A 16,113-nucleotide genomic window follows, 5' to 3' on the forward strand; every position below is an offset into this window, starting at 1 on the left:
ATCTAATTTAATGAAGCACGACAAACTTACCGAAACGCTCTTCGATAAGTGGCATGACTTCTTTTATAAGAGCGGGACCTTGGACTAGAATATGATAAAAGTAAGCCAGGTCCTGTGAGACTTCGCTAACATAGCGGGCAAAGAGACTACCATCCTCATCCAGACAAAAATAGTAGAATACCCCGAAATCACGGTTGAGTTGATTGACAAGCTCATACCATTGAGTAGGGTCATCGCTGGACTTCATATAGGCGATCTGCTGGTAGGTGATTTGCCCGATAGCATAGCGGGGGTCTTTACTGAGTGAGACTGAAAAGCGTGCTAGATGAACATCGCTAAGAGCCAGTCGGCCTTGATAGATCCATTCCTGTTCTTTCTCGGTGGCCTTCATCGCAAACTTTTTCTCCTTCAGCAGAGACTGAAAAGCTGCATTGACAGTATTCATAAGACTCCTCCCTCGTATTATTGAACAACATAAACTGGAATATCACCACCTATCTTTTGAGGCTGAGCTTTTGGGAATGTGACGATGTTTTTTGTCAATTCCATCTCGCGGGACACCTGCTGAATCTCTTCTACTATCTCCTTTTTCATCTTCTGACTCTCTGGGAAAGTCAAGCTGTCGATTTGAAGTAGATAGCCTTCAAGTTGTTTTCTAAGCTCAGACTTCATCGTCTGCTCAAACTGAGTGAAGCGACGCTCTAGCTCTTGGTAATGACGGATGGTTTCTTCCATCTGAGCGATTCGCTCCTCCGCCTCTTCCAAGATAGCCTGCGCCTTTTCTTGGGCATTCTCTTGAGTCTCAGAAAGGATACTCTTAGACATCAAACGAGCGTCCATCATGACATCGCTGATAAGCCCCTGCCTCTGTTGAAAACTACGAACTGTATCCTTCAATTCTCGAATCGTGTCTTCTTGTTCACGATTTCGACGATTGGTCTCCTCCAGCCGTTTTTCCAGTTGATTAACATGCTCATCTACTGGACGGCGGGAATAACCAAAAAATCCGGTTTTGAAATATACCATCTTTTTCAATAAACTCCTTTCTAATTATTTTAGGAAAATCCTAAGAAAATTATAACACAGTTGCTAAAAAAAAAAGCATTTCTACTTTGAAAATGCCCTTTTTTTATAAAAACAAACATAAAATAGTTTGATGTCTTGTGATATTTTATTTCAGTTGCATCAAGTTTCTATTAGATATTTCACAATCTCTTGATAAATAGTTTACATTGATTTTTTATTTATTTATTTATTAATTAAATATATGTATATACCCGTGGTGCTAGTTCATTTCAAAATAGCGTAAGTTATGAGCTAGAATAATTTGTTCAATTCGTAATTGTATTCCGGCTAGACCTCTAGCTAATGTATGTTCGATGTCAAAAAGACGACACAGTTCAGAAAAACGTGTTTCAATAGTTCGTCTCATGGCCATCACTTTCCAATCGTTATGTTCTTTAGCCCCTGCCATATTTTGTCGAAATGGCGTCCATAGATGGTAGCCTTCCCGTTTCAAGTCCTTTTTGAGTTCACTGCTCAGGTAGCCTAAATCACCTAGGATAACCGATTGCTTACAGCCTTCTAATAGCTCATAAACCACCTTGATATCGTGGACAGAGGCTGGCGTGACAACATAGTTCAGAATATAACCAGATAAGGTCACTAACATATGAACCTTGAAACCGTAGAAGCAAAGATGTTTAGAGGCGTTATAGCCAATATCAGCTAACCCTTTAAAAATGGCAACTCTGTGATTGCGAACAGGTTGACAAAGTGGCAAAGGAAAACTATCTATAATGGCAACTCTATCAGATGGAAGCATGTCACTCATAGCTTTTCGGATGAATTGGACGAGCCAAATCAATTGTTTTGACCGACGATTGAAACGACTTCTTTCTAGTAACTGACCACAAGGAAAGAGGTGGCAGATCTTGTAGAAATGGCGTTGTGATGTCATTCCTAGTTCAGCTTGTAACAAAAGCAAGACAAGGAGCGATTCATCTGAAACTTTGGCTAAGCCAACATTCCGCCGATGTTTGAAGGAAGCTGGACAATAGTTTTGGTAGAAGTGATGACAAATTTGTGATAATTGGCGTACATTCCATTGCAAATGATGAGATTTAGCTGTATACTGTAAGTGGCTCATTTGGACTAACCTCCTGTATGTTTCATCACTTACAGTATAGTCCTTTTGGGCTTTTTATTGTATTTTGAAATTAACTAGCACCACGGGTATGTATATATCTTAAAATAGTATTACCTAGTATTTTTTAGAGAAACTTCCATGCACATATTCTGCTTAAATTTTAAGATAAGTGCAGCAGTTCAGATAAGATATCCATAATGTACTTACTAGCTTCACGAATGGATAATCCTGCCATTTGGGAACTGTACTTTTTTAGAAAAGCCCGTACCCAGTCAGGATTGGTCTTGGAATAATCTCGCAAACTCCAGCCAATCGCCTTGTTAATGAAAAATTCAATCTGATTGAGATTGTTGACCAAAATCTTCTCAAGAAGTTCCGTATCCGTCTTTTCTTTTTGGAGAAGCTGGTGGTCAATGGCAATCCGTCTCAACCAGAAATCATCATCCAAACTCCATTCCAAGATTGTCTGCTTGGCCTCTGGATTGTCCAAAACAATCTTACCGACTAGTTTATCTAATCCATCAATACTATCCCACCAAGACTTACTTTGAGCCAGTTTTTTCAAACGGGGTAAATCAGCTAGAACCAAGTCTTTTTTCTTGGTAACCAGATAATCAATGGCGATATATTGAAATTCACGGTAGGGCTTAGACCAGCAAGCCTCAACAAATTCCCAGTCAATTCCCTGAGCCTTAGATTCTTTGAAAAATTGCCTAGCAACTTTTCGGCGGTCAGGAGTTCGCACACCCAGAAAGTCAAAATTGTTTTTCATATAAGTCTTCATAGGCTGGGCCTGACTGGCATCCGCCACAGCCAACAAACGTTTTTCTAATTCGTCAATCTTCATTTTGCTTACCTACAAGAGATTTCTGAAGCCAGACAATATCGTGCCAGGTATCAAATTTATAACCAACGTTTTTGAAATGTGCTACCTGTTCATACCCTCTCTTCTTATGAAGAGCAAGCGAAGCTGGATTAGGAAGAGCAATGCAGGCTAAAAAATTTTTAAAGCCACGCGCCGTCAATTCTTCTTCCAAGGCATCATACAAGAGACTTCCGATTCCTTTTCCACGTGCCTTTCTACTGACATAAACAGACAACTCAACTGTCCAATCGTAAGCAGCACGGGCATAGTAGGTCGATGCATACGCATATCCCACAACCCGACCTTCTTCTTCTGCGACAAGATAGGGAAATTTCTCCAAGGTCTTTTTTATCCGACTAACAAAGTCTGCCACAGTCGGCACTTCTGTCTCAAAAGTAATGGCTGTAGTTTCAACATAAGGAGCGTAGATAGCCACCAAATCTGCAGCATCCTCTATCTGTGCTGACCGAATGTTTATCATCTAGTTCTCCAACAATTCTCTGTCATAAATAGTATAGTCACAACGGTAGATAATCAAACGCTTACCATCAATCAAGAGCTCAGATGTTTTTGGCGCATCAGAAGCATAAAGGGATACCTTATCACCAACATAGGTCGCTAATGGTGTTCCATTTTGCGAACGAATCAAAACCACCTTTGCCTTACCTGTAAAATCATTTTTGAGACTAGATACCATACGGTTAACAAGCGGAATTGCACGATCGTAATTTGCAATATCTACTGTGGTCTGATACTTCGCATACAAGTCTTCCAAACCTTCTTCTGCTGCAATCAAAGATGAGCCTACGTGGTCAATTTCATAATTACCTAGTGTCACCTTCAAAACAGACGAATCCGCATTAGAAAAGCCTTCAGCATCCACTGAGTCGAATTCTTCATTCCGCGAAATCGATAAGGACTTACCAGACATTTCATCTATTAGCTGAGAATTCTCATCAAATGTCCGAACTGTCATTTCCAAGCCAATCCATTCTTCCTTGGTATTTTTCCACCAATTTGAAATCGACTGACAGGCTGATAAAGTAAACAAACTTGCGACTAAGACGGCACTGAGTGCTATTTTTTTATTCCATTTCATATAAAACCTCCAATGGTTGATACCTTATTGTACCATGAAAATCAGTAATGTAATATCTGAGAAACCTTTTCAAGCACAGCTTACTCTTTTTCGCTTAATAATTCGCTCACTCAAAATGAGCGAATTATCTTCTAATGTTTCTGATTAGTTCATTTCAAAGTAAGACTTCCAAATTATCTTTCCTTATCTTACCAGCAAATAGCTAAACCAAAAAAGTGCAAAACATTATCATTCACAACAAATTGAAATCATGTCATTTCAATTTGAAAACAAGCCAAACCAATCATTTCATTGCAAAAACAATTTTTAAATAAGCAAAACAAACTTGATTGCTACTTTTGTGCATTTATATCTTTGTGTTTTGATGCGATTCCTTAAAAACAAAATTTTATTATAGGTAAATGTACTGTTTTGATAAGTTTTAAAAAATTTTTTAAATAATTCTATTTTCTTCTACCTATTTGCGAATAAATAGATGACCGGAAAAAAAGATAGTGAGGTACACAAATGAAAATCCGAATTCCATTATATGCACAACATCTGAATCAAGCAGAATTTACACAACTCATCACCACTAGTGTTGATACCTTGAAACAATACAGTTCATCCACCAATGACCCCATGGTAACGGACTTAATCAAACAGCTTGAAGAATCCTTGCCCTTACTGAAAAAAAGTCTCAAACAAAAACGTGGCTCAGACATGACGAGTGACTTAAACAAGGCTCTAAAAAATCGAAAGGCTGACTACTCTGCCTTCGTCAACGGACTCAAACTCTTTAAAAATACTCGAACACCAGAGAAATTGCAAGCCTATCACCGCCTACAAGAGCTCATCAAACTCTACAAAAATACAAGGTCTACCAATATGCAAGAATCATCTGCTTTGATTGATTCTTTGCTAGCCCGACTGGCTAAGCCACCCTACTCAGAAGATGTTAGCCTACTGATGTTAGAAGAAGCTGTTGCCAATCTCCGTGAAAGCCATGAAAGCACTTATCGTCTCTATCTGAAAAGAAGTCAGGACACCAGCACTCGCGAAAGGATAAACAGCTTGGAAGTCCGAAAAACAGCCTTCAATCTGTACACCCTACTTTATAGTCACTTGGTCAATAAAATAAGCTATGACCCAACGGCACCAGAGAAAGTTATCCTGCAAGTCTTAAATGACATTCGTCAAGATTTTTCAGAAAGAACGCGACAGAAAAATCAAACAGGAACAAATACTGCTTCCATAAACATCGTGACAAGTCTACCACAAGGAAAAGAGTTGGAGACAAGATAGAAAAATTCCCCCTAGTCGTTTGATTAGGGGAATTTTTAGCAGGAAACCAAATTTTCAAATTTTACAATTCAAAATGCCGAAATTAAAATGAGGTTGCTAGTCTGTTTTCTCAATTTCTGGTAAGGCAATGAAATCTTTTAGTATTTGTTGAAGATCATTATTCTTCTTTATCTTATTTAATGCTCTGAATTGATAGTCACTTTCAAAACTATTCATTAAACCAATTGTTACTTCACTCTTCAAATTACAGATAGAAAGCCATTTAGCATAATCTCCGGAATCAAGAATTTGTTGATTTTTTTCTTTTTCTGTATCAAATTCTTGCACAATTGGGGAAAGTTTTTTAATAAGAAGTTTAATCTGAACCTCCCCATCCTCTTTATTCTTTATATTTTCAATAGATAATATTTCCTCCAATTTATTTTTTATTGAAATACCTGTTATAAAATCAAGTCTACTAGATAGTTTGTTTTTCAAAGCCTTCTTAACATCTTCAAAAGTCATATCAGTATTGGCATCATCCAGTACAGCTCTAACAACGGACTCATGCATCAATAACATTTCTATTTCATTGACAGGAATAGAAAAAATTTTCTCATTTTTATATTTTTCCAATTTTTCAACAGTATGAAAATCACGATCAATTACTCCAATTCCCTCAATGCCCTGTGGCGTCAATTTATTTAGTGCCCTTACATTATTAACAACATCAAAGTGTCCTCCGACAGGCTTTATCAAATAACGATCTGAGTATAGAATATTGAACAGTTGATAGTCTATACTTTCGATAGTTCCTTCGCAAAATAAGATTGGTTTACGGCTACCGACTAGTTCGATCAATAGCTGTCTGCTAAAATCTACCTCTAAGTAATTTAATGGTTGTAAATCAAAATCAGTATTATTTACATATTTTTTGCACCAAACAATTCGCGGATTTACTCGACCGGAAATAAAATCACTATTGTGAGAAACAAAAACAAACTTGCAATCATGGCGATAATCTAAAATCAAATCCCACAGTTTGTTACAAATTGCAATGTTTAAATGGGTTTCTGGCTCATCAATCACAAAAACCGTGTTTTCTTTTGCAAGAACGGCACATGAAATATAGAAAAGAGCACTTTTTTCGCCATCACTCAGAGAATTGATACTATACCTGCTAAATTTCTCTGCTTCAATGGTTCCATTCATTGAGTCCGTTCGTAAGCTAATATTTTCAAAAATTGATGAAAATAAAGAAATAATTGTATCTAATTTTGATTTTGTAGGAGAATTGTAATCTGATTTAGACATTTGATGCTCTCGCATGACAAAATTGAGAATTAAACTAAAGATTTTATAGGGATCTCCAACTGCTCCGATGTAGGAAAAAGTTGTTTTTACTTTTAGGGGGCTGTTAGTAAATAATTGATGAATCCCATCAATGTTATCTACTCTCACATTGGACAAATCTGTAACATAAAGGTATTTTTGAGCAGGAATACAAAAAAGGTTATGAAATTTATCGGTTTTTAAATCATCAATAAGTGTTGATTTTCCAACTCCATTCTTCCCAACCAATATAACGGTTTGTGATTCGCTAATTAGTTCGTTGAGCAAAGGTATGTTTTCATATTTCAATAAAGTATATCGAATGTTCTCGAAAATACTGCTCGCCTGGTCTATTATCGACTTAAATGTAACTAAATCACCTACGGAATCAGGAAAGTTGTAACTATTCAAATGTTCAAGTGAATTTTGAAGAGATGAATTAATTTCATTATAAACTTCTTCAAAGTAAACGTTTATTTGTTCACCATTATAAAAGAAATCAATATTGCTATCTTCAATTTCGTACATAAAATTAGAACATATTTGATTAAAATTACTTTTTAAACTTTCGAATATTTCAGAATCATTTGATGTATACGAAATGATGCTAATTTGATTAACCTTATCAACTAAATTCTTTACTCCTTCAATCAACTTCTCTTTCATCTATTCCTCCATCTTAAATATCATTCCACCCTCACCTGTCCATTCATCAGCATTGGCAAGAGCCAATCACGCAGTTGGGTCAGTTCTTGGTTTTGTTTAAGTAATTTTAATTGTTTTTCATCAATTGGCAATAATACTTCATTGATTTTCGACAATAAATCTCTACCAATGTCTGGCAATAAAATTTTGTTCATATTTTCTTGAGTAATTTTCATTTGAATAGAGCCTGTTTTAATCTGTAAGACCGAAATATCTTTCAAAGAAAGTAATAGTAATTTACAGCTATATTCATTAGTGGGTTCTAATACATGAGCATGATTATTTACCCATGTTTTTCCTGTAATACGCTGTAAGATTGGTTTTCCTTCGCTTGTCATAACAGAGCCATCTTCTGCCATTAAAATATAATCACCTTCAAAAATAAAATCATCAATATAATCCATGATACCCGTCGCACCATAGTAAGGAATGATACCATTTTTATTTTCTCTATCTTTACTAGATAAAGGGACTCTCCTAGAATCATGACAGATAGATACCTCCCCCAACTGTTTCACTCCCCACCCTTCTGGGATTTCTCGTTTGAGTTGGTCATTATAGACCATTTTACCACCAGAGGACTTGTAGGGCTTACCATTTTCATCAGGGAAATCAAACTGCACAAACCAATAATCATAAAGCGTCTTAGCCATCGCCTCCAACTCTTCGTTGATTTGGTTATTGAGAGCAATTTTTTGGTCTAAATATTCAAGAACTTTTGTAACTTTATTTTGAGCTTCAATTGAAGGAACATTTTTTATCTTAGTTTCTCTAATATTATCATTATAAAGCCTTTTTATTGTGCTACCATTCGTCGAAACAAATGGATTAGTTTGATAAAAATAGTATAAATATTGATTAGTTACAATCTTTTCATTGTTATCAATCCATACAATATTTGAATCCTGAAAATACGCATCCTCTCCAGTATATATTACAGTCTTACCAACTGTACCAGCTGCTGAAATTAGGATGTCACCCTTTTTAGGATAGGAATACTTTGACTTATATTCATGAAAAATAGCTTCATCAATAAAAACATCTGCAATTCCACCAAAAGTTGAAATTTTATAAAAAGGAATACCTGATACTTCATTAGTTTGAGATTTTAATATCCGCTTACACATTGAAATTTTTCCAATGTCTCCTAATTTCACCTCACTCATATCTCACCCTCCTCAGCTGCTCCGCTATTTCCTTTTCCAATTCATGCGATTGGGCAAAGAGGTGGGCTAGGCGGTCTTGGTAGCCTTGCATTTTTTCTTCAAATTCTTCTGGGCTAATATCAACGTAGTCAATCTTGATGTCAAAGTACTGACCTGCACTGAGGGAGTAGTTCTTATCCTTAATCTCTTCATAGCTAACCTTGACAGAGAAGTCTTCGACAACTTCTTTGTTAATAAAGGTCTGAATGATTTGGCTTTCTTCATCAGGACTAAGGACTGTCTTTTGGTTCTTGCCTTCCTTGACCTTGGTGCCAAGATTAGAAGCGTCAATCAAGACCACATCATCCTTATTTTTCTTATCAATAAAGAGGATAGAGACGTTGGTTCCTGTTGTCGCAAAGATATTGGACGGCATGGAGACAACACCTGCCAACATCTTCTCATCGACCAGGTGCTGACGGATTTTCTTGTCAATACCTGACTGAGCTGTGATAAATCCTGTCGGCAAGACAATGGCTGCCTGACCATCTTCCTTCAAACTATAGATAATATGCTGGATAAAGAGTTGGTAAATGGCCATACTATCTTTTTTCTTGTTGGGAATCTTTGGCACACCAGCAAAAAATCGTTCACTGCTATTTGGTAGGCTTTCTACCTGATCTCGCCACTCAGAAAAATCAAGTTTGAAAGGAGGATTGGACACGATATAGTCCATCTTCTCCACATGGCGATTGTTGAGAATTGTATTTCCCTGCACGATATTGTGAATGGAATGCTGCAAGCCATTGAGAATCAAGTTCAGACGCAAGAGATTTGAAGACTTTTGTGAAATATCTTGACTGTACACACTGGTACGGTCAGTTCCAATCTGACTGGCCAGGTTCATCAAGAGAGTCCCCGAACCAGCAGAAGGATCATAGATTTTGACATTACTAGGTTGGTCATTGCCCACCAAAATGGCCGCGATGATTTTGGCAACAGAGTGAGGTGTGTAGTATTCCGCATACTTTCCACTATCCTTGTTGTAGTCCTTAATTATGTACTCAAACAAGGTGGAGAAAAAGTCAAAGCCCTGTGAAAAAATCTGCTGGTCAAATTTAACACGCGCCAAGAGATTGATAATAGAAGCCGCCACTTCATTTCGCTTGCTGGCATCAGAAATGGTATCCGTAATCAAGCGTTGATCAAAGAGGCGAATATCTGTTCCACCATCCGTATGAACTGAGAAAATAGCATTGTTGTCAATGGCAATCTGATTGAGCGTTTGTTCAAAAATCTCAGAAAAATCTGCTTGGTTCTGTTGACGGTGTAAGCTTTCAATCAATTGTTCAGGTTTTAGATGAGCAGTTTTAGTCCCAATATCGTCTAAAAACCAGTCATAATCCTCTTCAGAAAGGTCCAAAAGACCTTGATAATCATAGTTATTGCCAACGACTAAGGCTTCGTAGAGAAACTTATCATTTAAAAACTTATATAGGAAGGACTGGGTCAAGAGTTTATACCCTCCTGCTTCACCCCATAATCCTGCATTGGTTAATACTGCATTGAGTTCATCTACCAAGCCTTTTACTTGGCTTTGTACCTGTACGATATAATTGTCTTCCATTTGGTTAGTATTCTCCTTCATAGACTTCCATCAGGGAACGAATCAACTTATCATAATCGACTCGTTTGAGTTGCTTCCCTACTTCTGTTTTCTTCATTTCTTCACGGGCTAGGCGCTTGATCTCCCCTTCCAAATAGGCTTCGTTGTCAAGGATTCCTTGGTTGAGTCCGATTTGATAGTCAATCAACGGCTTGGCACCTTTTAATACTTGATAAATAGCTGGATAATCACTCACTACCGTGGATTGAGTAACTCGTTTAAAAGTACGGGCTGACATGCTATCCCCACCAAAGTTCATAGCCAAACGATTCATCCGTGATTTGTAATCCTCTACAGAGTCGAACAAGCTTTGGTAGGCCTGTTTGGTCTCCTTGATACGTTCCAAGCTATATCCTTCAACTTCCTGTGTCATGTGTTTGTTTAGAACACGTTGGAACTCTTCAAATAGGCTCACCCACTCTGGATCTTTCTCGTCCCTGCGTAGATTGATACCACTGGCCACACGACGACGGATGTCATCTAGATCATTGGCCGCAAGGCGCAACTCCTCTTCTTTGATCTTTGTAAAGCTAAAGCTAGTTTCAGACATGGCAAGATTTAAGAGTTGTTGGCTAGAAAAACTATCTGGTTTATCAATCAAACTCAAGGTCAATAGTCGGCGAGATAACATATTTAATAGGCTGGCTATTTCTCCCATATTGACCTGCTCGATGACTTCGTGATAGCCATGGAGGCGCGCCATGTTGTAGTACTGCCGAATGGTCTCAAGCGACTTCCTCAGTTGGATTAATTCCTTCCTATCCTTCACTTGGTCAATTGCTTTTTCAAAATATTCCAAGTTATCTGTTGGATAGTTCATCAAAACCCCTTGCGATTTTTCTAACTGGTCTTTGACTTCTTCTGGTGTGACAAATATAGCTCCAAACGGATTTTCCCCATCCTCATCAGTTAAAGCTGATTGGTATTCGCGATTGAGTTCTTCCAAGTAGGCTTTATTGGTCTTGTCGAATTCTTTAGAAATATCCGCAAAATCAACTACATAGCCAAATGTATAATCCTTGTATGGACGATTGACACGGGTCAGGGTTTGTAAGAGGTTATGAGCCTTGATTTTCCGTCCAAGATAGAGTCGTTTCAAACGTGGTGCATCAAAACCTGTCAAGAGCATAGAGTAGACGATAACAAAGTCAGTTTGACCTTTCTTAAACTTTTCTACTTCTTCTTTCTTGTAATCCTTATCTCCTGCATCATGCAAAATCAAGGTAGAGGTGAAACTTGTATGACCTGCTAGTCGCCGTTCTTCTAATTGCTTATGCAATTCCCGAGCTTGTTCGGAAGAATCACAGACAATCATTCCTCCAATGGATTGATCATCAAACAGTATATTTCGAGCTCTTGTAAAATCTTCTAAAATGAAATCCAACATAGGACTGACATAACGAGGGTGAGCAAAAATTTCTTTTTTATCAATCGAACCTTTTTGAATCTCTTCATGTATGGCTTTCAGGTTCTCTTTATAGGATGTTTCGATATCCTCACGCATTAGTCTCAACGTAAAACCATCCGCAATGGATTGATTATAGTAGTACTTATGAATATAGTCTCCAAAAATATCACGAGTGGTTATAGCCGTTTCCTTGGATTTACCATCTGCTTTCGGAGCAATCAATGGAGTACCTGTCAGCGCAATCTTGATAGCTTGCTTATCAGCATTATACAGATTTGGTAGATAGGACCCTTTTTCGTTGTAGGAACGATGGGCTTCATCGATAAAATAGATATTCTGCCGATTTAAGTTATAACCAGAATGGTCCGTCAAGTCGGATGTATCCTTAAATTTTTGAATATTAACCACCGAAACGTGACACTTGGCTGGGACTTGATTTAACTCACTGGGCTTATTTATTCGATTAACTGTTAGACCACGTTTGCTAAATTCTTTAAAGGCCTGATCAGCCAAATCCAACCGATCTACCAAAAAATAAAAACTTGGCACCATACCCTTATCAGCATAATAGTCACGCAAATAGCGGATATTGAAGAAAGCAAGAGCTGTTTTACCGGAGCCTTGTGTATGCCAAACGACACCTTTCTTCAAACCATTTTTCAATCCTCTTTCAATTGCCTTGGTCGCAAAATATTGGGGATAACGCATGGCGTGTTTTTGTAGTTGAATCTGGTCATGCTCATCTCGTTCTTCCACATAGACTAGACCATAGCGGAGCATGAAAAAGAGCCGTTCTTTCTGATAAAGGGAAGTTAAAAAGGAATTGCAAGGACTTGCAGGATCCAAGTTGGTTCGGAATTCAACTTGCGACTTGAGGGCAAAACGATTAACATCTGTAAGAACCAAATCAATCATTTCTTCTTCCAATGGAGATAGAACTAATTGCTCTGGTTCTTCTTCCTTGAATGAGTTAAATTTGGTACCAGATGAAGCATTGGTGCAGTAATAAGAACCTTGCAACTGTTGTCCTTGGCTATCATCATAGGGAAGATTGTCTGAAAAAGCAATCAACTGTGCGATATTGTTAAACCGTCTGAACTTTTTATTTTCAAATCGAAACTTGGTCCGATCCTTTTCAGACTGAATACCTGTCTTCCCATCTCGAATAGCATTTGGTTGTTTGACTTCTATATAACTAAGTGGCAAACCATTTATAAATATCGTAATATCTGGTCGGAACTCGTCCTCACCATTTTGACAAGTGACTTCCAAAGCTATATGAAATGTATTTGCCTCAAGATTCTTCCAATTGATATAGGTATAGCCAGAATCAGCATGAATACGTTTGAAGAAACTTCGTCCCAAATCATCTTGTTCTAATTCCAGGCGAATATTTTCAAATTCTTGTTCAAAATCAGCTTCACTTGCATAATTGTTCAATTTAAGGAACTGTTGTTTAAAAATGGATAGTAAGATATTTGTATCCGGATCTCGTTCTTTAACTTCTTTACTAGTAGCCGAAAGATAGTCATAACCGAGTCTGGTCAAATGTAAAGCAGCAGGTATTTGCACCCTCGTAAACTCATTGTGTTCCTTTCTTATCATACATGCTCTCCTAGTCTATTCTTACCATTCATTATACCATATTTGCAAGTGCTTACCGACAAAAAACCGCCCTGTCGGACGGTCAGTACTCTATTAAAAATTAAAGACATCATTCAAATTCTCAGCCATAGTCGGGTGAGTGAAGATTTGTGTTTTGAAGTAGGTATAAGGAATATTATTGTCAATCGCCATAGCAATCAAGTTAATCAGCTCCTCTGAGTTGCGACCAAAGAGAGTCGCCCCCAGAACAAGCTTACTTTCCTTATCCACGATAACCTTGAAGATACCTTTGAGGTCGTTATTGACGTGGCCACGTGGCATATTGGCTACTGGCAATTCATTGGCAACCACTTCAAAACCTGCTGCCAGAGCCTCCTTCTCCGTCAGACCGACACGCGAAAGGACTGGGTCGATAAAGATGCTAGTCGGTACTGACTTGCGCTGACTGAGGCTGTAGGTGCCAGTCCCTGTCAACTTGCCAAAGACGATACGGAAGTCGTCTAGCGAAGTGTAAGTGAATTGTGGACCGCCATTGACATCGCCCACGGCATAGACACCGGGAACCGTAGTTTCACAGAAGTCATCCACCTTGACAGCACCATTTGGCAAGGTCTCAATGGCCGTATTTTCCAAGCCCAGATCAGCCGTATTTGGCACGCGCCCTGTCGCATAGAGAACCGCATCAAAGACCTGGGTTTCACCGTTGACCGTGAGAGCCACTTGCTCGCCCTGGCTAGCTACCTGCTCGATTTTTGCGTCCAACATAAAGCGGATGCCTGCCTCTTCCATGTAGCCCTTGGCCATAGTTGCCACCCCTTCCTCATCTCTTGAAAGAATAGCAGAGCCAGCTTCAAATACCGTCACGCTGGAGCCCAGTTTGTTGTAAAGCCCTGCAAATTCCAGACCGATGTTGCCACCGCCGATTACTGCCAAGGTTTCAGGACGAGTTTCCAGATTCTGGATGCCCGTACTATCGTAGACATGGGCAGTTTCCGTCAAACCAGGAATTGGAAGGACACGTGATGTTGCACCAGTATTAATGACAATAGTCTCAGCTGTCACTTCCAAACGCTCATCACCAGCCACAACCTCAACCACCTTATCAGCCGTAAAACGCGCAGAACCTTGGATAAGAGTCGTACCGCTGCCTTTCAGCACCATCTCGTTCTTATTGCGCAGACGAGTTGTGATAGTTTCCTTCTGCTCCATGACCTGGTCAAAAGTCCAGTTCTTGTCTGCTGCTACCAAGAGGGTCTTGGTTGGGATGCAGCCAATATTGATACAGGTTCCACCAAACATGGCAGGATTTTCCTCGACAAGAGCTACCTTTTTACCAAGTGAGGCCATCTTCCCAGCCAGGGTCTTACCTGCCTTACCAAATCCGATAACCAACAAATCAAATTGTTCCACGAGATCACTCCTAACATTATTTACTTATCTTCATTCTAGCAAAAAAAAAAAGCATTTTGGCAGAATTTTGCTACGGATAACAAAAAATCCCTTGAAAAATAAGGGATTTCATGTCTTAAAACCGAATGACGAACCGCATGGTATGATGATCAAGCGGGAAAAATTCATAAGAAAACTGGTGACTGTCCAAAATCTGCTTGACCAGGTAGAGTCCAATACCTGTCCCTCCGTCCTCCTTGCTACGACTGTAATCTGGTCGGTAGAAAGGCTGAAAGACTTGGTCAAGTTCTTCCTGGCTGAGCAAATGAGAAACCTGATTATCTATCAAAAGCTGATTGGCCTGGAGTTTGAGTTTGATGCTTGCCTGCGGGCTGGTATAACGAAAGGCATTGTCCAGGATATTTTTTAGAGCCTTGGTTAGATAGATCGGATTCCCATGAATAAAGACTTCTTCCAAGTCAGTTTGAAACGGATAGCCTTCTAACAATGCCCAGTCAACATAGGAAGGTAGGATTTCTTCAAGCAGGCTGTGAAGGGCTATTTCTTCTCCCTTGTTTTTTATAGCCATATCCACTGTGGTAGCTTCTAAGATAGACTGAACGAGGGCTGCTTGCTCAGCTAGGATATCACGACACTTAGCTAGGTAGGTCTGATGGTCCTTGAACTCCCCGACATTATAAAGCATGCCCTCGACCAGACCGGTCATGCTGGCAATGGGCGTTTTGAGTTCATGTGAGGTCATACGGAGAAAGTCAGATTTCTCCTTCTCACGCACTAGGCTACGCTCGTTTTCTTCCCGCAACTCTTCTATGCTGCTCTGCAATTTTCCATAAAGATGGTTAATATCCTGAGCCAAAGTAGCAATCTCATCACGCCCCGTCACTTGACAGACCAGACCTGCTTGTAAACTCTGCATTTGCCGTGTCGTCACAGAGAGATGGGTGATCCTACGAGTTGAGAAGCGGCTATAAATAAAGGCCGAGGTCACGGATAGGGCAATAATCAAGAGGAGCACAAAGGGATAGAAGGTCAAGAGAGTTTGACTGACTCCTGATAGGGTATAGAAGCCATATTCGGCTGTGAGAACCAACTCCTTGCCTTCTTTTGTAGTGACAAGAGCCGACCAAGAGCCGATCTCATCGTACTGACCTTGCTCCAGATAACTACTTCCCCGCTCCTGACTGCTCTCTTCCTGCGAAGGATAGATAATCTCCTGATCGGCAGAATGGAGGGTCAAAAGTAGGTCGGGGGAATCTTGGTCGTAGGCGGTCAAACTGGCGAGAATACTTCCCTGATCCTGACCCTCTAGGGTACTAAGAACTTGGTTATATTCCTGCTTGAGTTGGTCTTTCTTGGCCTGATTGTAATAGATAGGCATGGCATGGTAGAGTAGACCAAGCAAGATAAGTGAGGTCAGGCTGACCATTAGAGTTACGATGAGGAATTGTTTTTTGGCTAGTTTCATC

Annotated in this window: 13 protein-coding genes; 1 reads left to right on the top strand and 12 read right to left on the bottom strand. The window is 39.2% G+C overall.

Annotated features, from left to right (window positions below):
- Positions 1 to 7 precede the first annotated feature (7 nt).
- From AB1F57_RS09310 to AB1F57_RS09335, 6 genes are all read right to left on the bottom strand, one after another.
- Positions 8 to 445 (bottom strand): hypothetical protein, encoded by a 438-nt coding sequence (locus AB1F57_RS09310; protein ID WP_367985663.1) that lies wholly within the window; start codon positions 443 to 445, stop codon positions 8 to 10.
- Between the two features lie 17 nt (positions 446 to 462).
- Positions 463 to 1,026 (bottom strand): DivIVA domain-containing protein, encoded by a 564-nt coding sequence (locus AB1F57_RS09315; protein WP_170239463.1) that lies wholly within the window; start codon positions 1,024 to 1,026, stop codon positions 463 to 465.
- Positions 1,027 to 1,285: 259 nt separating this feature from the next.
- Positions 1,286 to 2,149, bottom strand: a complete 864-nt coding sequence (locus AB1F57_RS09320) for an IS982 family transposase (protein WP_174853233.1) — start codon at positions 2,147 to 2,149, stop codon at positions 1,286 to 1,288.
- 160 nt (positions 2,150 to 2,309) lie between these two features.
- Positions 2,310 to 2,996 (bottom strand): DNA alkylation repair protein, encoded by a 687-nt coding sequence (locus AB1F57_RS09325; RefSeq protein ID WP_367985664.1) that lies wholly within the window; start codon positions 2,994 to 2,996, stop codon positions 2,310 to 2,312.
- Positions 2,986 to 3,495: a GNAT family N-acetyltransferase gene (locus AB1F57_RS09330; RefSeq protein ID WP_170238486.1), complete on the bottom strand. Its 510-nt coding sequence runs from the start codon at positions 3,493 to 3,495 to the stop codon at positions 2,986 to 2,988. Before AB1F57_RS09330 ends, AB1F57_RS09325 begins: the two co-directional genes overlap by 11 nt.
- Positions 3,496 to 4,113, bottom strand: coding sequence for a DUF5052 family protein (locus AB1F57_RS09335; RefSeq protein WP_105108009.1), 618 nt, complete (start codon positions 4,111 to 4,113; stop codon positions 3,496 to 3,498).
- A 507-nt stretch (positions 4,114 to 4,620) separates the two neighbouring features.
- Between AB1F57_RS09335 and AB1F57_RS09340 the strand changes: the two genes are divergently transcribed.
- On the top strand, positions 4,621 to 5,397 hold the full coding sequence (locus AB1F57_RS09340) for a DUF6261 family protein (protein WP_367985665.1): 777 nt from the start codon (positions 4,621 to 4,623) through the stop codon (positions 5,395 to 5,397).
- Between the two features lie 96 nt (positions 5,398 to 5,493).
- Here AB1F57_RS09340 and AB1F57_RS09345 read toward each other — a convergent pair whose 3' ends face one another.
- The 6 genes from AB1F57_RS09345 to AB1F57_RS09370 all read right to left on the bottom strand — a co-directional run bounded on the left by AB1F57_RS09345 (position 5,494) and on the right by AB1F57_RS09370 (position 16,112).
- The gene (locus tag AB1F57_RS09345) at positions 5,494 to 7,374 is read right to left on the bottom strand and encodes an AAA family ATPase (RefSeq protein ID WP_174853229.1); all 1,881 of its coding nucleotides are present in this window, start codon (positions 7,372 to 7,374) and stop codon (positions 5,494 to 5,496) included.
- A gap of 20 nt (positions 7,375 to 7,394) precedes the next feature.
- Positions 7,395 to 8,579, bottom strand: a complete 1,185-nt coding sequence (locus AB1F57_RS09350) for a restriction endonuclease subunit S (protein ID WP_367985666.1) — start codon at positions 8,577 to 8,579, stop codon at positions 7,395 to 7,397.
- Positions 8,572 to 10,185 carry an N-6 DNA methylase gene (locus AB1F57_RS09355; RefSeq protein ID WP_367985667.1) on the bottom strand — a complete coding sequence of 538 codons (1,614 nt, stop codon included), beginning with the start codon at positions 10,183 to 10,185 and terminating at the stop codon, positions 8,572 to 8,574. Before AB1F57_RS09355 ends, AB1F57_RS09350 begins: the two co-directional genes overlap by 8 nt.
- A gap of 4 nt (positions 10,186 to 10,189) precedes the next feature.
- Entirely contained in the window at positions 10,190 to 13,237 is a 3,048-nt protein-coding gene (locus tag AB1F57_RS09360) for a type I restriction endonuclease (protein WP_367985668.1), read from the bottom strand.
- 93 nt (positions 13,238 to 13,330) lie between these two features.
- Positions 13,331 to 14,647 carry an FAD-containing oxidoreductase gene (locus AB1F57_RS09365; RefSeq protein ID WP_367985669.1) on the bottom strand — a complete coding sequence of 439 codons (1,317 nt, stop codon included), beginning with the start codon at positions 14,645 to 14,647 and terminating at the stop codon, positions 13,331 to 13,333.
- 115 nt (positions 14,648 to 14,762) lie between these two features.
- Positions 14,763 to 16,112: an ATP-binding protein gene (locus tag AB1F57_RS09370; protein WP_367985670.1), complete on the bottom strand. Its 1,350-nt coding sequence runs from the start codon at positions 16,110 to 16,112 to the stop codon at positions 14,763 to 14,765.
- Position 16,113: the final 1 nt, after the last annotated feature.

The organism is Streptococcus nasisuis (genome assembly GCF_040836615.1).
GTDB lineage: Bacteria > Bacillota > Bacilli > Lactobacillales > Streptococcaceae > Streptococcus > Streptococcus suis_V.

Excerpts from the sequence above, each read along its gene's own strand:
- AB1F57_RS09310 (WP_367985663.1), bottom strand. The coding sequence starts at position 445 with ATGAATACTGTCAATGCAGCTTTTCAGTCTCTGCTGAAGGAGAAAAAG.
- AB1F57_RS09315 (WP_170239463.1), bottom strand. The coding sequence starts at position 1,026 with ATGGTATATTTCAAAACCGGATTTTTTGGTTATTCCCGCCGTCCAGTA.
- AB1F57_RS09320 (WP_174853233.1), bottom strand. The coding sequence starts at position 2,149 with ATGAGCCACTTACAGTATACAGCTAAATCTCATCATTTGCAATGGAAT.
- AB1F57_RS09325 (WP_367985664.1), bottom strand. The coding sequence starts at position 2,996 with ATGAAGATTGACGAATTAGAAAAACGTTTGTTGGCTGTGGCGGATGCC.
- AB1F57_RS09330 (WP_170238486.1), bottom strand. The coding sequence starts at position 3,495 with ATGATAAACATTCGGTCAGCACAGATAGAGGATGCTGCAGATTTGGTG.
- AB1F57_RS09335 (WP_105108009.1), bottom strand. The coding sequence starts at position 4,113 with ATGAAATGGAATAAAAAAATAGCACTCAGTGCCGTCTTAGTCGCAAGT.
- AB1F57_RS09340 (WP_367985665.1), top strand. The coding sequence starts at position 4,621 with ATGAAAATCCGAATTCCATTATATGCACAACATCTGAATCAAGCAGAA.
- AB1F57_RS09345 (WP_174853229.1), bottom strand. The coding sequence starts at position 7,374 with ATGAAAGAGAAGTTGATTGAAGGAGTAAAGAATTTAGTTGATAAGGTT.
- AB1F57_RS09350 (WP_367985666.1), bottom strand. The coding sequence starts at position 8,579 with ATGAGTGAGGTGAAATTAGGAGACATTGGAAAAATTTCAATGTGTAAG.
- AB1F57_RS09355 (WP_367985667.1), bottom strand. The coding sequence starts at position 10,185 with ATGGAAGACAATTATATCGTACAGGTACAAAGCCAAGTAAAAGGCTTG.
- AB1F57_RS09360 (WP_367985668.1), bottom strand. The coding sequence starts at position 13,237 with ATGATAAGAAAGGAACACAATGAGTTTACGAGGGTGCAAATACCTGCT.
- AB1F57_RS09370 (WP_367985670.1), bottom strand. The coding sequence starts at position 16,112 with ATGAAACTAGCCAAAAAACAATTCCTCATCGTAACTCTAATGGTCAGC.